General features: G+C 64.8%; 19 protein-coding genes, 1 tRNA gene and 1 riboswitch. Of the genes, 11 read left to right on the top strand and 9 right to left on the bottom strand.

The features are described 5' to 3' along the window. Positions 1 to 58: 58 nt before the first annotated feature. Entirely contained in the window at positions 59 to 889 is an 831-nt protein-coding gene (locus tag CIT40_RS06535; RefSeq protein WP_094895116.1) for an SDR family NAD(P)-dependent oxidoreductase, read from the bottom strand. 121 nt (positions 890 to 1,010) lie between these two features. On the opposite strand from CIT40_RS06535, the gene CIT40_RS06540 reads away from it, so the two are divergent. From CIT40_RS06540 to CIT40_RS06555, 4 genes are all read left to right on the top strand, one after another. Beyond that, complete coding sequence (locus tag CIT40_RS06540; RefSeq protein WP_094895167.1) at positions 1,011 to 1,385, top strand: response regulator; 375 nt, start codon at positions 1,011 to 1,013, stop codon at positions 1,383 to 1,385. A 241-nt stretch (positions 1,386 to 1,626) separates the two neighbouring features. Next, positions 1,627 to 2,238 carry a LysE family translocator gene (locus CIT40_RS06545; protein ID WP_094895117.1) on the top strand — a complete coding sequence of 204 codons (612 nt, stop codon included), beginning with the start codon at positions 1,627 to 1,629 and terminating at the stop codon, positions 2,236 to 2,238. Between the two features lie 653 nt (positions 2,239 to 2,891). Then, the gene (locus CIT40_RS06550) at positions 2,892 to 4,103 is read left to right on the top strand and encodes a GGDEF domain-containing protein (protein WP_162307828.1); all 1,212 of its coding nucleotides are present in this window, start codon (positions 2,892 to 2,894) and stop codon (positions 4,101 to 4,103) included. 33 nt (positions 4,104 to 4,136) lie between these two features. Next, a complete protein-coding gene (locus CIT40_RS06555; protein WP_094895119.1) occupies positions 4,137 to 4,763 on the top strand; it encodes a peptidoglycan recognition protein family protein in 627 nt (208 codons plus the stop codon). A 59-nt stretch (positions 4,764 to 4,822) separates the two neighbouring features. Here CIT40_RS06555 and CIT40_RS06560 read toward each other — a convergent pair whose 3' ends face one another. The 4 genes from CIT40_RS06560 to CIT40_RS06575 form a co-directional block, all read right to left on the bottom strand. Beyond that, entirely contained in the window at positions 4,823 to 5,215 is a 393-nt protein-coding gene (locus CIT40_RS06560; protein ID WP_094895168.1) for a hypothetical protein, read from the bottom strand. Positions 5,216 to 5,479: 264 nt separating this feature from the next. Continuing rightward, positions 5,480 to 5,821 carry a hypothetical protein gene (locus tag CIT40_RS06565; protein ID WP_094895120.1) on the bottom strand — a complete coding sequence of 114 codons (342 nt, stop codon included), beginning with the start codon at positions 5,819 to 5,821 and terminating at the stop codon, positions 5,480 to 5,482. Between the two features lie 175 nt (positions 5,822 to 5,996). Next, on the bottom strand, positions 5,997 to 6,896 hold the full coding sequence (rpoH, locus tag CIT40_RS06570; RefSeq protein WP_094895121.1) for an RNA polymerase sigma factor RpoH: 900 nt from the start codon (positions 6,894 to 6,896) through the stop codon (positions 5,997 to 5,999). Positions 6,897 to 7,115: 219 nt separating this feature from the next. After that, entirely contained in the window at positions 7,116 to 8,246 is a 1,131-nt protein-coding gene (locus tag CIT40_RS06575; RefSeq protein ID WP_414645422.1) for an RluA family pseudouridine synthase, read from the bottom strand. On the opposite strand from CIT40_RS06575, the gene CIT40_RS06580 reads away from it, so the two are divergent. The 4 genes from CIT40_RS06580 to CIT40_RS06595 all read left to right on the top strand — a co-directional run bounded on the left by CIT40_RS06580 (position 8,137) and on the right by CIT40_RS06595 (position 11,138). Then, the gene (locus CIT40_RS06580; RefSeq protein ID WP_094895123.1) at positions 8,137 to 8,481 is read left to right on the top strand and encodes a hypothetical protein; all 345 of its coding nucleotides are present in this window, start codon (positions 8,137 to 8,139) and stop codon (positions 8,479 to 8,481) included. The genes CIT40_RS06575 and CIT40_RS06580 overlap by 110 nt on opposite strands. Before the next feature lie 57 nt (positions 8,482 to 8,538). Next, positions 8,539 to 8,613 (top strand) — tRNA-Glu (locus CIT40_RS06585). A gap of 119 nt (positions 8,614 to 8,732) precedes the next feature. Next, positions 8,733 to 10,550, top strand: coding sequence for a UvrD-helicase domain-containing protein (locus CIT40_RS06590; RefSeq protein WP_094895124.1), 1,818 nt, complete (start codon positions 8,733 to 8,735; stop codon positions 10,548 to 10,550). Between the two features lie 54 nt (positions 10,551 to 10,604). Next, on the top strand, positions 10,605 to 11,138 hold the full coding sequence (locus CIT40_RS06595; RefSeq protein ID WP_094895125.1) for a 2'-5' RNA ligase family protein: 534 nt from the start codon (positions 10,605 to 10,607) through the stop codon (positions 11,136 to 11,138). Positions 11,139 to 11,195: 57 nt separating this feature from the next. Here the strand turns inward: CIT40_RS06595 and CIT40_RS06600 are convergent, their stop codons facing one another. The 4 genes from CIT40_RS06600 to CIT40_RS06615 form a co-directional block, all read right to left on the bottom strand. Next, positions 11,196 to 12,149: an alpha/beta hydrolase gene (locus tag CIT40_RS06600; RefSeq protein WP_162307375.1), complete on the bottom strand. Its 954-nt coding sequence runs from the start codon at positions 12,147 to 12,149 to the stop codon at positions 11,196 to 11,198. Positions 12,150 to 12,334: 185 nt separating this feature from the next. Further along, positions 12,335 to 12,769, bottom strand: a complete 435-nt coding sequence (locus CIT40_RS06605) for a hypothetical protein (RefSeq protein ID WP_094895127.1) — start codon at positions 12,767 to 12,769, stop codon at positions 12,335 to 12,337. Between the two features lie 177 nt (positions 12,770 to 12,946). Next, a complete protein-coding gene (locus CIT40_RS06610) occupies positions 12,947 to 14,389 on the bottom strand; it encodes a PepSY-associated TM helix domain-containing protein (RefSeq protein ID WP_094895128.1) in 1,443 nt (480 codons plus the stop codon). A 2-nt stretch (positions 14,390 to 14,391) separates the two neighbouring features. Further along, a complete protein-coding gene (locus CIT40_RS06615) occupies positions 14,392 to 16,662 on the bottom strand; it encodes a TonB-dependent receptor (protein WP_094895129.1) in 2,271 nt (756 codons plus the stop codon). Positions 16,663 to 16,769: 107 nt separating this feature from the next. Further along, positions 16,770 to 16,965, bottom strand: a riboswitch (cobalamin riboswitch). 961 nt (positions 16,966 to 17,926) lie between these two features. Between CIT40_RS06615 and CIT40_RS06620 the strand changes: the two genes are divergently transcribed. The 3 genes from CIT40_RS06620 (at position 17,927) to CIT40_RS06630 (ending at position 21,674) form a co-directional block, all read left to right on the top strand. After that, entirely contained in the window at positions 17,927 to 19,087 is a 1,161-nt protein-coding gene (locus CIT40_RS06620; RefSeq protein WP_094895130.1) for an alpha/beta hydrolase family protein, read from the top strand. A 166-nt stretch (positions 19,088 to 19,253) separates the two neighbouring features. After that, the gene (locus CIT40_RS06625) at positions 19,254 to 20,744 is read left to right on the top strand and encodes an amidohydrolase family protein (RefSeq protein ID WP_244611991.1); all 1,491 of its coding nucleotides are present in this window, start codon (positions 19,254 to 19,256) and stop codon (positions 20,742 to 20,744) included. A gap of 3 nt (positions 20,745 to 20,747) precedes the next feature. Next, the gene (locus tag CIT40_RS06630; RefSeq protein WP_094895131.1) at positions 20,748 to 21,674 is read left to right on the top strand and encodes a CobW family GTP-binding protein; all 927 of its coding nucleotides are present in this window, start codon (positions 20,748 to 20,750) and stop codon (positions 21,672 to 21,674) included. The last annotated feature ends 3 nt before the right edge of the window (positions 21,675 to 21,677 follow it).

Below are 21,677 nucleotides of genomic sequence, written 5' to 3' on the forward strand. Positions count from 1 at the left end.
GGCGTACTGGATTCCCCGCCTGCGCGGGGAATGACAGCGCAAGGCGCGGCGACCGACCTCACGTCCCCTTCGCCATCTTCTCCAGCTTCCGCTGCAACGGCGCCCAGTATGTCCCCGGGCGGAAGCGCTGCAACAGGTCCATGAAGCGGGCGTCGTTGCCGATCAGGATGCGGGGCTCGTTCTTCTCGATACCCCTGATGATGCGCAGCGCGGCATCCTTCGGCGTGGTCCTTGCCGCGTTCTCGAACCGCTCGATCGATTGCGCGCGGCGGGCATTGTCGGTGACGCCGACGCCGGTGCGGGAGTTGCGCGCAATCGCGGTGGCGACGCCGCCGGGATGCACCACCGACAGCCTGACCGGGCTGCCCGCCACAGCGAGCTCATGCCGCACGCTTTCGGAAAAGCCGCGCACCGCGAATTTCGCCGCCGCATAGGCCGATTGACCCGGCGGCGCGATGATGCCGAAGATCGAGGAGAGGTTGACGATGTGCGCCTCGCTCCTCGTCTTCAGATGCGGCAGGAAGGCACGCGTGCCGTGCACCACGCCCCAGAAATTGATGTCGAACAGCCAGTCCATCTGCGCCTGGTCGATCTCCTCGAACGAGCCCATCAGCGCCACGCCGGCATTGTTGACGACGATGCCGAGCGCGGGATGCGCCGCGATTGCTTCATTCGCGAATTGCACGATGTCGTCGGGCTCGCCGACGTCGACGCGGTGCAGGGTGACCTTGCGCGTTGACCCGATCTCGGCTGCCAGCGCCTTCAATCCGGCTTCGTCGCGATCGGCCAGCGCGAGATCGCAGCCGCGCTGCGCAAGCTCGAGGCCCAGTGCCCGGCCGATGCCGCTCGCAGCACCTGTAATGGCGGCAGCGCCGCGAATTGCAGTCATGTCGATCCCCGGTCAAGCCCCGATGAGGGAACTATGCTTTAGATTTTTTCAGAATGGAACCGAACCGCAGACGAATTCGCCCCTTAACATACGTTGCAAAAATCAGGAATTGGAGACGCTGATGGGACAGGCACAGCCACTTCGCGCAACAGCGCTGATCGTTGAAGACGACGCCATGCAGAGAGAGATGCTGAGCCTGCTGCTGGAAGAGAGTGGCTATCAGGTCATCCAGTGCGAAAGCGCCGAGGCCGCCGAGCGCGTGCTCGACAAGAGCGCCGGCGCGCTCTGCCTGATGATGACCGACGTCCAGCTCGCGGGGCGCATGAACGGCGTCGAGCTCGCGCATGTCGCAAAGCAGCGCAATCCCGGGCTCGACGTCGTCGTCACCTCCGGCCGTCCCCTGATGCAGCCCTTGCCCGACGGCGCCAAGTTCTGGGCCAAACCCTGGGCGCCGCTCGACGTGCTGCGCGAAGCCGAGATCGCGCAATTGGTGTGAGGAAGGCTTAGCCTTGCTGCGAAGCGATTCGGCTCTCTAATCCGTCATCCTGAGGTGCGCGTGCGGCGGCGCGATAGCGCCGCCGCACAAAGCCTCGAAGGATGCACGGCCGCGGTGCCGCGACAGCCGGGCTGGCACCCTACGAGGCTCGCCGAAAGGCGAGCGCCTCAGGGTGACGGCTTACATTCCGAAGGCAGCAGCCCGGCTTCCTCGCCGCGGTGTGCGGTGATAGCATCCGGCCATGTCCTGGTCCTTCCTGCTCACTTCGCTGATCGTCGTCGCTTCCCCCGGTACCGGCGTGCTCTACACCCTGGCTGCGGCGCTGACGCGCGGCTCGCGCGCCAGCCTGGCGGCCGCCTTCGGCTGCACGCTCGGGATCGTGCCGCACATGATGGCCGCCATGCTCGGGCTCGCCGCCGTGCTTCACACCAGCGCGCTCGCCTTTGCCGCGCTGAAATGGGGCGGGGTGCTTTATCTGCTCTACATGTCCTGGCAGGCGCTGCGCGAACGAGGTGCGCTGGCGGTCGAGGGCGAGATCGGCGAGCGTTCAGTCGGCCGGGTCATCGTCACCGGCTTTCTCATCAACATCCTCAACCCGAAGCTGTCGATCTTCTTCTTCGCCTTCCTGCCGCAGTTCATCGCCGCGGACGAAGTCCATGTGCTGGCGCGCATGCTGGAATTGAGCGGCGCGTTCATGGCGATGACCCTTGCGGTGTTCGTCGTCTACGGCCTCTGCGCCGCCTCGGTGCGCGAACACGTCATCTCCCGCCCGCGCGTCATGGCCTGGCTGCGCCGCAGCTTCGCCGCCGGTTTCGCCGCGCTCGGCGCCAAGCTGGCCTTCGCGGAGAGGTAGCTTCCTCTTCATCGCTCCCCGGGAATGGGGGCGAGGGAGCGGGGAGCGGCGCTCGTCGCAAAACTCGGCCAATAAAAAAGCGGGCCTCGCGCCCGCCACTCCTTCACACTCTCTCAACGCTGACCCGACGCCCGGGCGGAGCGAGGCTCCACCCGGGCAAAGAAAAAGAAGCCTGGTTACTTCTTCTTCGCCGCCTTCTTGGCCTTCTTCGCCTTCTTCTTCACAGCCTTCTTCGCTTTCTTAGCCATAGGATCCTCTTCAGGGTTAATGGTGAAACGCGACACGAGGGATGCTCGGCGGAGGGCCAGCCTCGCAACATCCTCGATGACAAGCTCAGCAGATTCGCAGCTCGCTGCCCCGCGCTGTCACATCTCCGTCATCGCGTTATCCACAGCTCAGATGCATTTTCGGGTGATTTTGGTGCGCGAATCCGCATTGCGGCCTCGAAGCGGCGTCGCCGCCGGCATCCCTAACGAGACGCCAACGGAAAGGGGGCCGTTCATGAATCCAAAACCAAAGGCGCGATTTTCCGGATCGCGGTGAGACTCCATTAAGCGCGATGGCCGCATTCTCCTCCGCAAGAAACGGGGATGAGTCATGGACGGACGGCTACCAGGGACGGGGGGCGCGACGCTGCGCATGCCGCACGCGTCATGCTGAACGTATCGACGCTCTGGACCGTCTTCGTCGTCAACTTCCTGGCGCTCGGCGTGATCTGGGCCTACGTGATACGCTCCTATCCGAAATTCGCCGCCGCGCGGTTCTGGATGGCATCGTCCTTCGTCGGCGCGATCGGGGCGATGACGGCGCTGATCCGACTGTTCGTCTCGTCTCCCCTCCCGCTTCTGCTTGGCGCGGCCGGCGTCATCGCCGCGAGCTGCTTCGCCGCCATGGGCATTCAGCGCTTCTATGGCCGGCCGGTCTCATGGCGACTGATGACGGTTACGGGAGGCTTGAGCCTCGCCGGCGTCGTGGTCTTCATGGTCGGCTTCGAGAACATGCAGCTGCGCATGCTCAGCTACACGCTCGGTCAGGCCCTGCCGCTGATCCTGGCGCTGCGTCTGCTGCTGTCGCCGCCCGAGGGGCGCGTCAGCCCGGGCGCGCGGCTGTCCGGCATCGTCATCCTCACCATCATCGCGATCCTCGTGGCCCGCACGATCGGCAATCTGCTCGGCCAGGATCTCTCGGCAAAGGCCGGCGGCCAGACCCATGCCGTGATGGTGCTGGGACTCCTGTTCCTGTCGATGACGCTCAATTTCGGCTTCTTGCTGATGGCGATGGACCGGCTGCGGGCCGAGGTCGCCGACCTCGCACTGCTCGACGATCTCACCGGCGTCGCCAACCGGCGGCATCTGCTGCAGCGCCTGACCGAGGAATGCGCCCGCTCGGAGCGCAGTGGCGCGCCGTTCTCGCTGCTGGTGATCGATCTCGACGGCTTCAAGACCATCAACGACACCCACGGCCATGCCGCCGGCGATGCCTGCCTGCAGCACTTCACCCTGATGGCGCAGACGCGGTTGCGGCCCGGCGACATGCTGGCCCGCACCGGCGGCGACGAGTTCTGCGTCGTGCTGCCGTCATCGTCCCTGCGCGAGGCCGCCGCAATCGCCCGCCGCGTGCTCGAGGTCTGCCGCCAGGATGCCGAGGCCTGCACCGGCAGCGAGATCCCGATCGCGATCTCGATCGGCGTCGCGCAATGGGATCGCGGCATCGGCGCATACCCGGATCGCCTGATGGCCAATGCCGACCACGCTCTCTATGCCGCCAAGAAGAACGGCAAGAACGATTTCGCGGTCTACGATCCGTCGCCGCCGCTCGCGCCTGAGCCGATCGGACAGGGCGAGGCCGCGCGCAATTTCGCCTGAGGCCATGCTAGGTTGGGTCTCCGTTGGACCCGCATGATGATTTCTCGCCTGCTCGCGGCCGCTGTCGCCGCCTTCTTTCTGATCGCGCCTGCCGCTGCCGGGGATGCCGAGCTCGCAAAGCTCGCACGCGCCTCCGGTACGCCCGACATTCCCGGCCTGAAGATGGTCTGGCTGGCGCCCTGGGGTGACGTCCGCGGCGCAAGACCCTGGCGCAACATCATCGTGCACCAGACCGAGGGGCCGGCGGGCTCGGCGCGCGGCGGCGCGGCGGAGCAGTCGAAGAACCCGACGCGGCGCGGCGTCACCGTGTGGGTGGAGACCGACGGCACGGTCTATTGGGCGGTCGCGGAAAACCTGGTGCCGACCCATGGCGACGGCGCCAACCGCAACGACAACAAGTACATCGACAACGGCGCGACCTACCGCCGGGTCGTGCGCGACAATTCCATCGGCGTCGAGTTCGCCGGCAACTATCCTGATGTGACGACCGGTCCGACCGACGCGCAGGTCGCGGCGTGGCGCGTGCTCGTGAAGCTGCTGCGCGCGCGCTACGACATTCCGCTCGACCACGTCTATGCCCACAACTGGATCGACTACAAGGATTCGCGCTATTGCGAGGGCTGCTGGCTCGCGACGCTGGCGCGGATGTGGGGGGAATAGAGCCAAAGCGCAACCACGATTCACCGAATCCCGTCGCGCCTTGGCAAGCTTGTCTCCTTTCACGGGAAGGCCTTGGGCAAGTCTGCCGAAGGCTTCGTGACGATCTGATGCGCATCGCGCCAGATCACTTCGCGCTGGTGCGACGTCGTGATTGCCCGCACCGGCAGACCCCCTTCCTCGAGCAGCCAGGCGCAGTAACGCGCGCGGCTGACCGCCTCGCGGGCTCGCGGATCGAACCAGCAGATGCCCCAGATCGAATCGCGCCGCTTGAAGTGCCGCGCGATGCGGCCGGGAAGCGGCAGATGCCGCGAGAACCAGTCGAACTGCTCCGTCAGCTCGTGCCGAATCCAGTCGGGGCAATCAGTTCGGTCGAGATACCAGGATGCACGAAAGAAGCCGCTCTCCACGCGGCTGTGCGGGTGGATGAGCGGTGTAACGAACCGCAAATACATGACGATATGGCGCGACGCCGTGGGCGTCGCGTTCCTCGTAATCAGATTGAATGGTCGAAAGAACAGCCGCGAAGCGGCGTTCAGCTCATGACCGTGCGCGGGCAAGCCGTGGGCAGGCGGCGGTCGGAACGTCTTGATCTAGACTTCATGCCGCCTCCCTTGAAGAGCGTGAACAATCGGCGCGGTATTGCACCGGGCCGCAGCACATACACGAGCCGGCGTCCCGCGACAAGAGCGATCGAGCGAAGCGCTTCGACCGCGATTTCACACCGCCTGCGCCATCCATCCGAACAACCGTCGCATCAATCCCGGCCGCTGCGGCAATTCGGGTGGATCATCGACGGCGAGCACGCGCTTGAAGAAGTAATCCAGGAACACCATGTCGTTCGGCTCGGTGACGGTGAATGTCTCCTCGCCGAAGAACACGCTGTAACTGAAGAAGAACGGACCCATGATCGGGATCGTCGCTGTCGACGCATAGTCCTTGGAGATCACGAACTCCGACGGCTCCAGCCCATGCTCGCGCATCGCCTGCTCGACCAGCGGCAGCTTGCGCATGAACTGGGCGGAGAAGCCGCCGACGGTGGATTGCAGGATGATCGACACGGGGTATCCGCTCTGGGGGAGGTGACCAGAGGTATGTCGGACGACCCGCCCGAGGCGTTCAAGGCGGCAGCCTCGTGAACATGCGGCAGCTCACACGCAAAACAAAAAAGCCGGCGTTGCCGCCGGCTTTTTCTCTCTTTCGATCCGCCAATTTCTCTCCGCGGAAACGCCCCGCTTAGTGGGCTGCTTCCAGCGCGGCCTGTTCGGCCCTTGCGATCGTGCCCTTGACCGCGGACTGCACCTTCTCGAAGGCGCGGACCTCGATCTGGCGGACGCGCTCGCGCGACACGCCGAACTCGGCAGCGAGGTCTTCCAGCGTCATCGGCTCATCGGCGAGGCGGCGAGCCTCGAAGATGCGGCGTTCGCGCGGGTTGAGCACGCCCATGGCGCCGTTCAGCGCGTCACGGCGTTCGTCATATTCCTCGTGCTCGGCCAGCATGGCTTCCTGGTTGGGCGTATTGTCGACCAGCCAGTCCTGCCATTCGCCGGCTTCGCCGTCGTCGCGAATCGGTGCGTTGAGCGACGCGTCGCCGCCGAGGCGGCGGTTCATGTCGATCACGTCCTGGGCCGTGACGCCGAGACGCTTGGCAATGATCTTGACCTGATCGGGGCGGAGATCGCCCTCGTCCAGCGCGTTGATCTTGCTCTTCGCCTTGCGCAGGTTGAAGAACAGCTTCTTCTGGTTCGCAGTGGTGCCCATCTTCACGAGCGACCAGGAACGCAGGATGTACTCTTGAATCGACGCCTTGATCCACCACATCGCGTAGGTGGCGAGACGGAAGCCCTTCTCGGGCTCGAAACGTTTCACCGCCTGCATCAGGCCGACATTGCCTTCCGAGACGACCTCGGAGATCGGCAGGCCGTAGCCGCGATAGCCCATGGCGATCTTGGCCACGAGACGGAGATGGCTGGTGACGAGTTGATGCGCCGCGTCGCGATCGTCATGCTCGCGCCAACGCTTGGCGAGCATGTATTCCTGCTGGGGTTCCAGCATCGGGAATTTGCGGATCTCGGCGAGGTAACGGGAAAGACCGGATTCTCCGTTGAGCACCGGCAAAGCAGCGGTACGGGCCATACTGAAGCCCTCCAAAGGTTCAGGCCCCCGATAGCGGCGGGCCAGGCAGACGACCGCTTTGTTAAAGCCGGCCGTAGCTGCGATGTTCCACGTTGGTCATTTCCAACGCAGGCGCAATATACCCCATCGGGGGGCAAAAAGGGAAGGATTGCTGACGTCACGTCCCCGTGTGGCAGCTATAATCTTTTGTAATGTAACGCTTTTCTTAAGGGGCCTGCGTCATACCGCCGCTTTCAGCCTGCCTTGAAGGAGAAGCAAATCCTCCGGCAAAGCCGCCTCCCAGTGAAGTAATTCTCCGGTCCTCGGGTGCTCCAGTACCAGTAGGTACGCATGCAGGGCCTGCCGCCCAAGCGCGGTCAGAGCCGCCTGCGATTCGGGCCCGAGCTGGTTCGCCTTGGTCTTGAAATGCGGGCCATAGACGGCATCCCCCATCAGAGGGTGCCCGATATGGGCGAGATGGACGCGGATCTGGTGGGTGCGCCCGGTCTCGAGCTCGCAGGCCAGCAGCGTCGCGATCGGCTTGCCGTCGCGCCCGTTGAAACTCTCCAGGATCTCCCAATGCGTGACGGCTTCCCGGCCGCCCTGGCGCACCGCCATCTTCTCGCGCGCATGGGGATGGCGGTCGATCGGCGCGTCGACGGTGCCGCGATGGCGGCCCGGCACGCCCCACGCGAAGGCCATGTAGCCGCGGCGCATCGGCCCGGTGCGGCCGTGATCGGCAAATTGCGCGGTCAGCGAGGCATGGGCGAGGTCGTTCTTGGCGACCACCATCAGCCCCGTGGTGTCCTTGTCGAGCCGGTGCACGATGCCGGGCCGGCGCACCCCGCCGATGCCCGACAGCGAAGCGCCGCAATGGGCGATCAGCGCGTTGACCAGCGTGCCGGTCTCGTGGCCGGCGGCCGGGTGCACCACCAGCCCCTTCGGCTTGTTGAGGACGACGATGTCGTCGTCCTCGAACACGATATCGAGCGCGATATCCTCTCCCTTGGGCTCCGGCGGGGTGGCTTCCGGCACGTCGATTGTGATCGTATCGCCGGATGTGACGTGATAAGCGGGGTCGCGGACGGGGGCAGTCTTCAGGCTCACCGCGCCCGCCAGGATCAGGGCTTTCAGCCGCGATCGCGACAGGTCGGTGAGGTGTGCCGCCAGCACGCGGTCGAGCCGGGCCGAGCCCTCGCTGCCGTCGACGACAACCTCCAACCTTTGCGCAGAGCCAAGACCCTTAGGATCAAGTTTTTCCATGACCACGACTGACACCGCTGTTCCCGAACCGAGCCCCGAGCAGGCCGCGCTGTTCGCGCGGGTGCGGCGGATGATGCTGATCGCGGGGTTGACCACGGCGCTGGCGATCTGCGCCGTGCTGATCGCGGTGGGCTACCGCCTTTTCAAGTCCGAGGGAAGGGCGGCCGAGCCGGCCGGCGACGTCACCGCCATGCTGCCGAAGGGCGCCAAAATCGTCTCGACCGGCCTCGCCGGCGATCGCCTCGTGGTCACCCTGGATCTCGGCGGGGTCATCGAAATCCGCACCTTCGACGCCCACACCCTGAAGCCCGCCGGAAAGCTGAAATTCGCCAATGAGCCGTAAAAGGCCCGTGGGGGTCCTTGCGGCGGACAAATTTCGAGGTTATTGGCTAGCCCTCACGCTCCCTTCGTCTAGCGGTTAGGACGCGGCCCTCTCAAGGCTGAAACAGGGGTTCGATTCCCCTAGGGAGCGCCAAGTATAATCCTAAGCCATTGAAAAGCTGTATCCCCTGGGCGACCATGTGAGCCTGGAGGGACCGCTTTGCCACGTACGCAGCTCACGCGGCGGTCCGCAATGGTGCTCGCGGTCGTCACATGGCAATCCTGATCCCCAGCCTCGGCTTCGCGCGCTTCGACAGCCGTGGGGAGCTGCGGCTCGCGGAACGGCTCAAGGACTTTCTCGAAGAGAACGCCGTCGTCTGGCACAACCTCCCCGTCGGCCCGCTCAACCGGCATCCGGATTTCATCATCGTTCATCCCGCGAACGGGCTGCTGGTGCTCGAGGTGAAGGACTGGCGTCTGGAGACGATCGTCTCGGCGGACAAGACGCAGGTCGAGTTGCTGACCAGCCGTGGCGTGGTGCGCGAGACAAATCCGCTCGAGCAGGCGCGCAAATATACGTTCGACGTCGTGCGCACGGTTGAGCGCGACGGGCAGCTGCTGTTTCCGCCCGGGCATCGATTCATGGGCAAAGCCATCGTGCCGTTCGGCCATGGCGCCGTGTTCACGAACATCACGCGCAAGCAGTTCGAACAGACCGATCTCAAGGACGTGTTCTCCGAGCAGCTCTGCATGTTCAAGGACGAAATGACGGAGGGCGCCGATCCCGAGGAATTCCGCTCACGGGTGTGGCGCATGGTCTATCCGCGTCTCGGAGAGCCGCTGTCCATGCCGCAATTCGACCGGCTGCGCGCGCTGCTGTTTCCGGAGATCCGCATCCGGCAGATTGCGCTGCCTCTGGAAGACACGAGCGGTGTCAATCCCTCGGACCGCACGCTTGCGGTCATGGACATGCATCAGGAGCAGTTCGCACGCAGCCTGGGCGAGGGGCATCGGATCATTCGCGGCGTCGCCGGATCGGGCAAGACCCTGATCCTGGCCTTCCGGGCCGAGTATCTCGCGCGAGCGGCGGCGAAGCCGGTGCTGATCCTGTGTTACGCCAATGGCATCGCCGGGCGGCTCGAGGATGCCATGCAGAGCCGGGGCGTCGAGAACCGCGTGCAGGTCCTCACCTTTCATTCATGGTGCTACCGGATGCTGCGGACGTACGGCATTCCCGCGCCGTCCGAACGCGATTATCCTGATTACGCCGAGCGGCTTGCGGCCAGCGTCGCAGCGGTCGTGAAGGCCGTCGATCAAGGCCATATCCCGGCGGAGCAATACGACGCTGTCCTGATCGACGAGGCCCATGATTTCGAGCCGCAATGGCTCGCGCTCGCGGCCAAGATGGTGAACCCGCGCACCAAAGCGCTGATGGTCGTCTACGACGACATCCAGGCCATCTACAAAGGACGCGAACGCCCGGTGTGGAGTCAGCTCGGCATCGAAGCCAAGGGCAGGACCACCGTGTTGAAGGTCAACTACCGCAACACGGCGCAGATCGTCGCCTTCGCGAGGCGCTTCGCGGCGGACGTCATCGGCGCTCCCGGCACGACGGCCGACGACGAGCACGCGATCCTGTTGCCCGAAGATGCGGGCCGGCAAGGGCTGGAGCCGGAGGTTCGACGGTGCGTGAGCATCGACGCAGAAGCGCACTGCGTCGCCGAATGGTTTCTCGACAGGAAGAAAGCCGGTTACGAGTGGTCGCAGATGGCGTGTCTCTACCCGGAGCACTGGATCGGAGGAAAAGTTGCGCAGATCCTGGCCCGGCATGGCGCGCCGATCGATATGGCCAAGGACAATCGCAACAGAGTCTCGGTCAAGCGGGTGGCCGTGCGGTTCCTGAGCATGCATTCCGCGAAGGGACTGGAGTTTCCCTGCGTCGCCATCGCTGGCCTCGGCCTGCTCGGCCGTCACGGCGAGACCGTCGAGGAGTGCGTGCGACTGACCTATGTCGGAGTGACCCGGGCGACGCACGAAGCGCTGCTGACGTATTCGAGCGAAACGGCGTTGGTGCAGCGTCTGATCGCGTAGACTAACGCCGCGGCCGCGATCTCTTTTTTGATGGTTTCACATTGAGCATGACCAATGGCATTGGCGATCAATATCAGGGCCGACAACGAGTCGGCAGGCGAGATCGAGCGGCTGTGGGATCAGGTTGCGGCGTTCGAGGTCGAGCCCTCGATGCGCGCGCTCGGCTACCGACCTCACTTTACATTTGCGATCTACGACGGACCCGAGATCGACGAGAAGTCCGCGTGGGAGGCAATGCTGGCAGCTATTGCCGGCGAGACGCAACTGCGGATCGCGTTCAACCGAATTCGCTGGTTCGAAGGTTCTCCGCTCGTCCTCTGGGCGGAGCCGGTGGTCGACGAAACCCTGGCTCGCATCCACGGCGCGATCAGCGCGGCCATCGATCCAGCGCGTTGTCGTCCTCATTACCGGCCAGGCGCCTGGACGCCTCATTGCACGCTCGGCACGGCCATTGCCGACGGACGGCGCAATGACGCGATTGCCTTTGCACGGGCGTTTGATCGCAGCTTTCAAGTGCTGTTCGATGTGGCCGATTGCGTCGTCTTTCCGCCTGTGCGGATCATCGCCGAGCGAAAACTACCCTCGTAGTTGGTCATCGCTTCGGCGTGATTGATGGCATGCATCGAACACGCGCCACTGTCCTCCTCACGCCGTCGTCCCGTCAATCGACCGCCGGATCACCTTCTGCACATCCGCATTCGACAGGAACAGGTCGTGGTTGATGATGCCCCAGCCTTCCGCTGACGCATCGACCACGCGCACGCCGAGCCGCGCGATGGCGGCCTTTTCCGCTGCGCCGACCCGGGTCATGCCGCCGGCGAGCTGTCCCGACAGCGCCAATGCGCGGTCGTTGGTCGAGGCAATCACGGTGATCTTGCCGGCCAGCGGACCGATGCGCTGCACCGCCGAGGAGAACACGTCCATGTCGATGTCGGGCGCGGCGAACACCACCGCACCGATCTTGCCCGTGATCGTATCGCCGTATTTCGCATAGAGCTGGCGCAGGCTTTCGAGCGTCAGCATGGTTCCCATGCTGTGGGCGACGATGTGCACGCGGCCGGCGCCCGGCGTCGACACGAGCGCGGAGAGCACGCGTTCGAACTCGTCGCGGGACCACATCGCGCTGTCGCGGTCATAGGCATAGTCGAACAATCCTGCCCTGGAGGGCCAGGAGAACGCGATGGTCCGGCCCCGGAATCGAATTCCGTCCGAGAGATGCGCGGCATCCAGCACCGCCGTCTCGAACGTCTGCTTGAAGCCGTGGACATAGATCAGCACATCCCCTCCGCCGGTCTCGGCGGCGAGATCGCCGGCGTCGGCCGACACCGGTTCGACCCGGTCGAGACGCCAGTCGCCGATTCCAACCGAGGCGAGGGACAGCCGGCTCTCGTCGGGGGCCACCAGCCTCGCCCGCGCAATCGTCAGGCTCGTCGCGCGCTCCGGCCCGAACCAGGGCTTGGAGCGGCCGCCACCCACGGCTTTGCGCGTGGTGGCGACGAGCACCGTCGGTTCGACTGACAATGACGATGCGTCATAGGTCGCGCCGGTCGCGCCCAGGCCGGCGCATCCGCCGAGCGCGAGAGCACTGCCCGCTGACATCAGTCCGCCCAGCAAAGTCCGGCGCGACATGGAAGGATTTGTTTGAAGAGGACGTCGGCCTATCACTGGGAACCCTGGAACTTCGCCCCCGACAGCGCGGCCCCATTAGCTCCCTGAATGACAATGGGGGCGAGATGACGGCGGAGCCGCCTCATGCCTGCCATGGCGATCGAGGGAATGCCGGGTCAATCGACGATCTCGATGGAATGGACCTCGCACCAGTCGCGCAAGGCCCGCTCCGTCGCCTTGTTCCGGTAGTGATGCCAGGCATCGATCGCTCCCCGTCGGGAGAGCAGGCCCTTGAACTTCTGGTAGGCGCCGCGCTTGCTGAAGAAATAGCGAACGTCGTCGAGATCGTTCGGGAGCGTTTCGCGGACAAAGGCGATCACGAGAGGCTTGCCGAGGTCGAAATCTCGAGAGTTCGGGATCCGCAGATACTTGGTCTCGTCTTCGATGTCGTCGGGAAGTTCCTCGTCCTCGAGCTCCTGCAGGTCGTCCTGATCGAACTGGTAGTAGATCTTCCCCGTCTGCCTGCAGACGAAGGTGTGGCACTCCCCCATGCCGCCGCTGAGGTCGCCGAACTCGAAAGCCTGGGAGATGTCTGCGAATTTCACGGGCATTGGATACTCCTCTCCTTCGAGGCAATGAACCCGAGCTGCGGCCAGAACCCAGCGGATGTTCCTTGCGTTCAACCGGTCGGGACGTGACAAACCTCCACCGCGGCCAAACATGGAACCCCCTCGCGCCTTTTGCAATACATGGCCGGCGCCACGGTTTGTTGCGGGCAAGACAGTCGGTCAACGACGCAGATAGCGCCAGCCGATCACGACGCCGCTCCCTGAGACGATGGTGCCGAGGATCGACAACAGCCACACCACGATATCCCAGGCCGGGCGATACATCAGCAGCAGGCGAAAATCGAAACTGTGCAGCGCGTTGAACAGCCAGCGATATGTGCGACGGCTGCCATCGGCGCGGCCGACGATGTCGCCCGTGACCGGGCTGATGTGTAACCATGTTGTCGCGTCGTCGTCGAACACCGCGCGCAATACCGGCAATTCGCGGTCGTGATGATGTGCGTACCAGTAGGAATCGTATTCTCCGAGGACGATCCGTTCCGCGAGGCGCGCTTGCGGCAGCAATTTCGTTGCGGCGCTCCAAAGCCGCTCCTGCGGGAGCGTGACGATCTGGCCCGACGTCGCATCCAGAGGCCGCTGGACGCCGTCGCGCGATGCGGCGATCATCATCGGGCTGTCGTCGAGCCAGACGAAGCGCGCTTCGACCGCGGCGGATGGCGGTGTCGGCAGCCTCGCCGCAATGGTCGGCGCATCGTGGCCGGCGTAGCGTTGCAGCGCTTCGGGCTTGGTGTTGCTTCCTGCGAAATATTCGCCGGGATTGAGCGACAGCCAACCGGAGAACGTCCATGTCAGCACGAAGATGCCCGCGATCAGGCCAGTGACGTGGTGCCACGCCATCCAGCCGCGATACGGGGTGATCCTCCCGCTGGCGTAGCGGTGCTTCAATCGGACGCGAAGGATGCCGATCCAGATGCCGGTGACGCCGATGATCAGGCAGATTCCGGAGATCCACAGCACCACGGATCGCCACAGCGGTCCATCCTGGCGCAACACGGTCGGATAGATCCAGTGCGGGATCGAGCCGAGCCAGTTCCAGACGCGTTCGGTCCGGCTGGTGTCGAGCGCGACCTCGCCGGAGCGCGAGGAGATATAGAGCTTGGTACCGGCATCGTCACCGAGAGCAATGAGGTAGAGCGGTCTCAGCGGATCGTAACGGGCCGTGACGCTCCATTGGTCGCGATCGATGATGGCTTCGAGCCGTGGCGATCGGGCCGCCGGATGATGTTGTGCGACCGCGAGCGCCTGCCGTTCCGAGATGCCGGTGATGACGCGGCCGTCGACGGCCGAGATGGCCCGCCGCTTGCCGTCCCAGCCGGTGATCCGATACACGGGTTCGTCGGCAAGCATCGACAGTCGGAGATCGCGCGGATAGCGCGTCGCGCCAGCCGCCTTCATCGCGTCGTCCGGCGAGAGCGCCGCCGTCTCCCATTGAACGTCCGGGAGCGCTGCCAACCGTTCCTTGTCGGAAAGGCCGGGAAAAGCCACGTACATCATCACCACGCCGGAGATGATCCACATGGCGAAGAACAGGCAGGTGACGATGCCGACCCAGCGGTGGACGATATACAGCCACCGCCGGAGTGTGCGTTTCAGGGCCCGCATGCTCAGAATTTCACGTTGACTGCGAGCTGCGCCGTGCGCGGCATGCCGAGCATCCACTGTGTGGTCCCGCCCGACGTCGTGTAGACCTCGTCGAACAGATTGTAGATGCGGAACGACACGGTGGTGTTGAGGTCGGGCTTCCACTGCACACCGGCATTGACGATGTTGTAGGCCGGGCGCGTCACCGTGTTGGCGTTGTCCGCATAGGTCTTGCCGACGATCTGCACGCCTGCGTTGGCCGACCAGTTCGGTGCGAAGGCCCAGGTCGCCCAGATGTTGGAGACGTTCTGCGGCACGTTGACCGGTACGTTGCCGGCATAGTTCACGGTTCCGCCCCCGACAGCCTGCACGAAATCATCGTATTTCGCGCGCAGGAAGGCGGTGTTGGCATCGATCCGCCAGCCATGATCGAGCAGGAAGCCCACCGACGCTTCGACGCCGCGCGACGATTGCTGGCCGACCTGGACGGTCAACGACGGGATGTTCGGATCGCGTGCCAGCAGGTTGTTCTTCACGATCTCGTAGCCGGCCAAGGTCCATTCGCCGCGTCCGCCCCAGAACGATTGCTTGACGCCGATCTCGATCTGTTTGCCGGTGGCGAGGTCGAAGTTCCTGTTTGCGGAGGAGAGTGAGATGAGCCCTCCGACCGGATCGACCGCGGTGGAATACTGGCCGTAGAAAGCGAGATCCTTGACCGGTGTGTAGACCGCACCCGCGCGCCAGGTTGTCGAGGAGAACGACTTTTCGAAGCTGTTGGCGGGCGCGACATAGTCGGTACGCGCGATCGTCGGCTCGTCCTGACGGATGCCGGCAATCAAGGACAGCTGCTCGGTGACCGACAGCCTGTTCTCGGCAAACAGCGCGTATTGGTTGGTCACGCTTCCGTAGCCGGGCACCGTGGCGTTCGGACTGTTGAATACGCCGGGAACGAAATTGAACGGGTCGACGGAAGACGAGCCGCCATAGGGCGAATTGTTGGTGTGGGTGAAGTTGATGCTGTTGACGTCGAAACCCGCGAGGAACTCGTTGGCCATGCCGAAGACATGCCCGCGGAATTTCGCATCCATGCGATTGCCGACTTGCTGTTGGACGTGAAAAATCTCGATATAACTGCTTCGGTTGATCAGGCCGGTGGCGGGATTGTAGGCGTAGCTTTCGACGTCCTTCCAGTGTCGCTTGGAGTTCAAATAATAGAGCGAGTTCTGAACCGATATTCCGTCGGCGACCTGCCATTCGGTCTTCACCTGATTCCAGCTGTCCTGGTATCGGATATGGCTGTCGCTGACGTTGTAGTTCTTGAAGCGCAGCGATTCATCGAGCCTGCCGTTGATCAGCGGCGTGCCGAAGTAGCGTGACGGCTGGCGGTCACCATAGTCCGTAGACAGCGTCCAGGTGACGTCTTCGTTCTGCTTGAGCTGGATCACGGCATGAAGGGCGACATTGGAGGTGTCGTCGCGGTCGACCCAGCCGTCGGACATATTGCCGGAGGCCGTGATCCGGTAGGCGACGTCCTTGCTGACCGGACCGCCACTGTCCACGGCAATACGCCGCGTCATGTTGGTGTCCAGCGAGATCTCGGCCTGGTTGCGGGGAACCCACAAGGGCAGTTTCGAAACGACGTTGATGGCGCCGCCCACCGCACCCGCCCCATACATCACCGACGCAGGCCCGCGTAGCACTTCGATGCGCTCGGTCGACCACGTATCGAACGGAAAGGTCACCGTCCCGGCGCCGATATAGAGCTGGGTGCCGTCGTACAAGGTCATGACGGACCCGAGGCCGGTGAAGCCGCGGGTGTTGAAGGAGACGCCGCCATTGCCGGGGGCCGGGCTCGCCGTGAAGCCGGTGGCGTTCTGCGTCACGGCCTCGAGGAGGTTCTGCTGGCCGCGTTCGGAGATGGTTTCGGCGGAGATCACCTCCACGCTGCCCGGCGTCTGCAGCCGCGTCAGTCCGAGCCGGCTCCCGGCCGTGCTGGCCCCGGTGAGGTTGAGCGTCGGTGCAGCGAACACGGGACCCGTCGAGCCGGCAACGGGTTTATTGGCGTTGGCAGCCGCGTTGCGTTGCTGGTGGGAACGCACGGAGCGCGCGGCCGCGGCGCGGCGGTTGCTGCGCGCAGCCGGCGTTGCCGTATGCTGCACCACCACGGGGTCGAGCGTCTGGGGCGATCCGCCGGATTGTGCCGAGCCATCGGTCGACCAAGCGAGGCAGGAGAGTGCAACTGAATTGAACAACGTGCGGCGATGCCGCAGGGCGAAGATTGTCTGGGAGGTCATCAATGGACTCGCGATAACGTGGCACGTCACCGCGAACTCAGCTTGGCCGCTGCCTCGAGAAAAAGGCAGCTCAACACTCACCAGGACACCCCGCCCAATGTGCTCGCGTGTGACCACGACTGACGGCAGGTCTCCTGGCTCGCGGGTCGTTGCCTGTCGCCGCCTTCCCAAGCCCGAAGGCTCAGTGGCAATTTGGCGAAGGCTCGCCGCTTACAGTTGCGGGGGCAGCCACGGCATTGGGAGATCCCCGCACCGTATTCCCTATTGATCTCCCGAAGGAGAACCGTCGCAATCAACCTAGTTTCATTTGCAAACAGCTGTCAACCGGGAGTCTCGCGAAGGCAGATCAGCGCGTCGCGCCATCATCGGGCAAAGTGCGGAAGTCCACCGGTCGCAAGAACCGGTCGCCGGATGGGGCAGACGGCAAGTGCCGAACACGTCGAGGAGGATGAAGTTCGTCCAGGCCAGCTGCCCGTCGGGCAAAACAGCAGATCCGCTGTCAAGCCTTCCTCTCGAAAACATTCCACTTTACCGAAATTCGGTTTTGTCGTATGTGTCCGCCGTCCCGGCCCACATGAGGGGCGGTCGTACGTCGTTTCGAGCGCGGGCGGGGATTGCGGTGGACGCGGGCGGCGTCAAGGCGGAGCTTGCGCGTGCAGGGCGAGAGAACCTCGTGAGCGCGCGCGAACCGCGAAGACGAACGGCGCTCCTGCGTACGGCAAAACCGCGTCGTCCTGGCCGTCGTTGCCACGGTCAAGCTGTTCGAAGATGCGCGCGAGCCCAACCGGGCGACCGGCATCGTCAATTCGAATGGCGAGGGAGGCCAAAAGGAAAGTTCGGCTCCCGGGAGAGCGCGGCATATTGGCCGTCAGACCATCGCGCAGGGAAGGCCTGGTTTCGGCTGCCCTGTGTCTCCCCTGTGCATTGCGTGTGCATCCATTGAGCACGGGGGTCTTTACGGGTGCCAGCCGGCGCCCGGCCTTCCCTGCACCCTTTCTTTCGAGAGGGTGTGAAGAGGAGCACAACTCGGGCAAATCATTGCCGCGAGACCGCGAACGTGTGGCCCACCCACCTGCGACAATCGCGCACGGTTCGACAGCCCGGTTCCAACTTGGCGCGAGGCCAGGTGCAACACAATCTCAACCGAACCTGCTTAGGCCTGTCACCTGCTCATTCCTCGGTCTGATTCCACGGTCTCTTGCGACGGGTCTCCTGCATGACATCGGCTTGGCGTTTCTCTCTCCTGCTTCTCGTCCAGTTCCTCATGGGGGTTTCCGCCCACGCACAGGAGGGCCAGGTCGTCAAATTGTCGGCCGGCATCGAATATCAGCGCATCGCGCGCTGGGATGCCGATCAGCTCAACAAGATCCTGCAGGTCGACACGCCCGCTTTCGCCGGAATCACCGCGGCCTACAGCCCGGCGCGCAATGCCGTCCGGCTCTATCGCGTGACCTATTCGTCCGTCGTGCCCGAGCGCGGCAACAAGCCGACGATCGCCTCCGGGCTGCTCGCGATCCCCGAGGACAGCGGCACCTCGTTCCCGATGGTGTCGTATCAGCACGGCACCGTCTACGGGAAGCAGGAGGTCCCCTCGTTTCCGCAGCAGTCGCCGGAAACGCAATTGATGATCGCCCAGTTCGCCGGCCAGGGCTACGCCGTGATCGGCGCCGATTATTTCGGGCTGGGAACGTCGTCGGAGCCGGAAGGCTACATGGTCAAGGCGAGCCACCAGCAGGCGACCTACGACATGCTGATCGCAAGCCGCGCCGTGCTCGATCACCTCAAGCTCACCACGACCAAGCTGTTCCTCGCCGGCTGGTCGCAAGGCGGCTTCGTGACCATGGCCATGCTCGAAAAGCTCGAGCAATCGGGCGTCAAGGTCGACGCCGCCGCCACCGCGAGCGCGCCGGTCGATGCGTTCGTGGCGCTGAACGGCTTTCTCAATTTCCCGCGCAAGAACGATGCGAGCTGGGTGAATTCGCTGTTTATCCTGACGGCGTTCTCCTTCGAGAATTATTACGGGGTGCCGGGGCTCGCGCGCTCGCTGATCGCGGATGCCTATTACGATGTGTCGCGCAAGGCTTACGTGCGCGAACCCTTCGATCCGGCCGACGTGCCCACCGACCTGCACAAGCTGATCCGCGCCGACTATTTCGATCCGCAGTTCTTCGCGGCATCGGCCTATGGGCGCCTGGTCGCGCAGACCCAGGCGTATCGCTGGATCGTCAAGAGCCCGGTCCGCAACTATTACGGCGAGAGCGACGAAGCCATCAGCGTCGGGCTGGGCCAGCTCGCCATGACCTATCAGCGCGCAATCGGCAGCGGCAACACGGCGGTCGGCGCCGTCTCGACCGGCAGCACCAGCCATCGCGGCACCTTCGCGACGGCCGTGCCGAAGTGGAAATCCTGGTTTGACGGGCTCTGACGGCGCGCGCGATTCCGCATGATGCGTCGGCATCGGCGGCGGTAGTCGCTGCCCCGAAAATCTGCCTCTATGCGCGCCGGGACGGTACGCGATGCGGCCGGTCTCCCGCCTCCAAAGCTGCTGCCGGGCCTTTGGGGATTTGGCAATGGTTTTTCGGAGTGACGAGATGAGCGGCTTGGTGATTTCTGGCGGCCGGGTGGTGGATCCCGCGAGCGGGATGGACGCCGTCGGCGACGTGGCGGTGGTGGATGGCAGGATCGCCGCGGTCGGCACCGGTCTCGGCGGCGCCGAGCGGGTGATCGACGCCACCGGCCTCGTGGTCGCGCCCGGCTTCATCGATTTGCACGCCCATGGCCAATCCGTTCCGGCCGACCGCATGCAGGCGTTCGACGGCGTCACGACCACGCTCGATCTCGAGGCCGGCGTGCTGCCGGTCGGGTCCTGGTACGAGCGCCAGGCGAGGAAGGGCCGGGTGCTGAACTACGGCGCCGCCACAAACTGGGCGTTTGCGCGCATCGGCGCGATGACGGGCTCGAACGCCGAGAGCTCGCTGGAGGCGTTCGGCAACGCCATGCGCGACCGCCGCTGGATGGACAATGTGGCCACCGACACGGAAGTCGCCGGCGTACTCGAGCGTCTCGGGCGTGGCCTCGACGAAGGCGGCATCGGCATCGGCATCCTCAATGCCTACGCCCCGGGCGCCGGCGTGCAGGAGCTGACCGCGGTCTGCCAGCTCGCAGCAGCCCAGAACGTGCCGACCTTCACCCATGTCGCGTTCATGTCGCGCATCGACCCCGAAAGCGCGGTGGAAGCCTATATCCGCCTGATCGGCTATGCCGGCGCCACCGGCGCGCACATGCACATCTGCCATTTCAACTCGTCGAGCAAGACCGACGTCGAGCGTTGCCGCGAGCTGATCGCGAAAGCGCAGGCGCAGGGCCTGCCCATCACGGTCGAGGCCTACCCTTACGGCACCGGCTCGACCGTACTGGCCGCCGCCTTCTTCAGCGACCCCGAATTCGTCGAGCGCAACGGCACCGGCTACGATTCCGTGCAGCGCGTGACCGACGGCTATCGCTTCCACGACCGCGAGGAACTGTTGATGGCGCAGGCCGACGAGCCGTCCGCCATGGTGCTCTGGCACATCCTCGACATCGAGAACAATTCGCATCACCGCGACCTGCTCGACATGTCGGTGCTGTATCCCGGCGGCGCGATCGCGTCCGATGCGATGCCCTGGACGATGCCGGACGGCAAGACCTACACCGGCGATGCCTGGCCGCTGCCCGACGATGCCACCTCGCATCCGCGCTCGGCCGGCTGCTTCACCCGCTTCATCCGCGAATGGGTGCGCGAGCGCAAATCCGTGTCGTTGCTCGAAGGCGTGCGCAAATGCGCGCTGATCCCGGCGGAAATCCTCTCGCAGAGCACGCCGGCGATGCGCGCCAAGGGCCGGCTCGCGAAGGACGCGGACGCCGACATCGTCGTCTTCGACTACGAAAAACTCTCGGACCGCGCCACCTTTACGGCGATGAACCGTCCCTCGGAAGGCGTGCGGCACCTCGTCGTCAGCGGGCAGCCGTTGATCGCCGACGGCATTCTCGATGTCGCGGCGCGGCCGGGCAAGCCGGTGCGCCGCCCCGTCGTCGGGGGCTGATTCATGCCGGTCCCCATCCTGCTGGTGACGGGCTTTCTGGGGGCGGGCAAGACCACGGTGGTGAACCATCTGCTGGCGCATGCGCAGGGACGGCGGATCGCCGCGATCGTCAATGATTTCGGCGCCATCAACATCGATGCCGAGCTGATCGCCGGCGCCAGCGACGGCGTGGTCAGTCTCGCCAACGGCTGCATCTGCTGCTCGCTCGAAGGCGATCTGCTGCGCACGCTCTCGACGCTATTGCGGCGCGATCCGAAGCCCGAGCATATCGTGATCGAGACCAGCGGCGTCGCCGATCCCGCCGACATCGTCCGCAACCTGATGGATCCCGTGATCGTGCGCGAGGCGCCGCTGGAGACGGTGCTGTGCGTGATCGACGCAGCGACACCGCCGGCCGCGCTCGAGGATGCCCTCCAGCGTTCGCAGTTGCGCGTTGCCGATATCGTGGCCTTGACCAAGCTGGATCTGGCGGACGAGGGCGCGGGTGCGCGGATGCGTCAGGCCATCCGCGCCTTGCGCCTTCCTGCCGTGGTGGTCGATGCGCGCCATGGCGAGATTCCGTCCGCGCTGCTGTTTCCCGCGAACGTCGAGCGTGCGCCCGCGCCGCGCGATCCGGGCCCGAAGCGCCCCTCAGAGGAGCGCTTCGAGACGCTGAGCTGGACCTCGGACCGCCCGGTCTCGCTGCCCCGCCTGCAGCAGGCCATCGGCAAGCTGGCGCCGAAACTGGCGCGCGCAAAAGGCCTGTTCGAGACGGTCGAGCAGCCGGGGCGCCAGATGGTGTTCCAGTTCGCCGCCGGCCGCGCCACGCTGGCGCCGGGCGAAGCGCCGACGCCGGGCGCGCCGCGCGCGCGGATCGTCTTCATCGCCGAACTCGGGGTGCTGTCGAAAGCCGAGCTCGAGGGCGTCATGGAGGCTTGTGTTGCGGATTGAAAC

Origin of the sequence: Bradyrhizobium amphicarpaeae (assembly GCF_002266435.3) — a bacterium.
Classification (GTDB): Bacteria; Pseudomonadota; Alphaproteobacteria; order Rhizobiales; family Xanthobacteraceae; genus Bradyrhizobium; species Bradyrhizobium amphicarpaeae.

Coding starts and splice junctions, on each gene's coding strand:
- CIT40_RS06535 (WP_094895116.1), bottom strand. CDS start 889: ATGACTGCAATTCGCGGCGCTGCCGCCATTACAGGTGCTGCGAGCGGC.
- CIT40_RS06540 (WP_094895167.1), top strand. CDS start 1,011: ATGGGACAGGCACAGCCACTTCGCGCAACAGCGCTGATCGTTGAAGAC.
- CIT40_RS06545 (WP_094895117.1), top strand. CDS start 1,627: ATGTCCTGGTCCTTCCTGCTCACTTCGCTGATCGTCGTCGCTTCCCCC.
- CIT40_RS06550 (WP_162307828.1), top strand. CDS start 2,892: ATGCTGAACGTATCGACGCTCTGGACCGTCTTCGTCGTCAACTTCCTG.
- CIT40_RS06555 (WP_094895119.1), top strand. CDS start 4,137: ATGATGATTTCTCGCCTGCTCGCGGCCGCTGTCGCCGCCTTCTTTCTG.
- CIT40_RS06560 (WP_094895168.1), bottom strand. CDS start 5,215: ATGTATTTGCGGTTCGTTACACCGCTCATCCACCCGCACAGCCGCGTG.
- rpoH (WP_094895121.1), bottom strand. CDS start 6,896: ATGGCCCGTACCGCTGCTTTGCCGGTGCTCAACGGAGAATCCGGTCTT.
- CIT40_RS06580 (WP_094895123.1), top strand. CDS start 8,137: ATGACCACGACTGACACCGCTGTTCCCGAACCGAGCCCCGAGCAGGCC.
- CIT40_RS06590 (WP_094895124.1), top strand. CDS start 8,733: ATGGCAATCCTGATCCCCAGCCTCGGCTTCGCGCGCTTCGACAGCCGT.
- CIT40_RS06595 (WP_094895125.1), top strand. CDS start 10,605: ATGGCATTGGCGATCAATATCAGGGCCGACAACGAGTCGGCAGGCGAG.
- CIT40_RS06600 (WP_162307375.1), bottom strand. CDS start 12,149: ATGTCAGCGGGCAGTGCTCTCGCGCTCGGCGGATGCGCCGGCCTGGGC.
- CIT40_RS06605 (WP_094895127.1), bottom strand. CDS start 12,769: ATGCCCGTGAAATTCGCAGACATCTCCCAGGCTTTCGAGTTCGGCGAC.
- CIT40_RS06610 (WP_094895128.1), bottom strand. CDS start 14,389: ATGCGGGCCCTGAAACGCACACTCCGGCGGTGGCTGTATATCGTCCAC.
- CIT40_RS06615 (WP_094895129.1), bottom strand. CDS start 16,662: ATGACCTCCCAGACAATCTTCGCCCTGCGGCATCGCCGCACGTTGTTC.
- CIT40_RS06620 (WP_094895130.1), top strand. CDS start 17,927: ATGGGGGTTTCCGCCCACGCACAGGAGGGCCAGGTCGTCAAATTGTCG.
- CIT40_RS06625 (WP_244611991.1), top strand. CDS start 19,254: ATGAGCGGCTTGGTGATTTCTGGCGGCCGGGTGGTGGATCCCGCGAGC.
- CIT40_RS06630 (WP_094895131.1), top strand. CDS start 20,748: ATGCCGGTCCCCATCCTGCTGGTGACGGGCTTTCTGGGGGCGGGCAAG.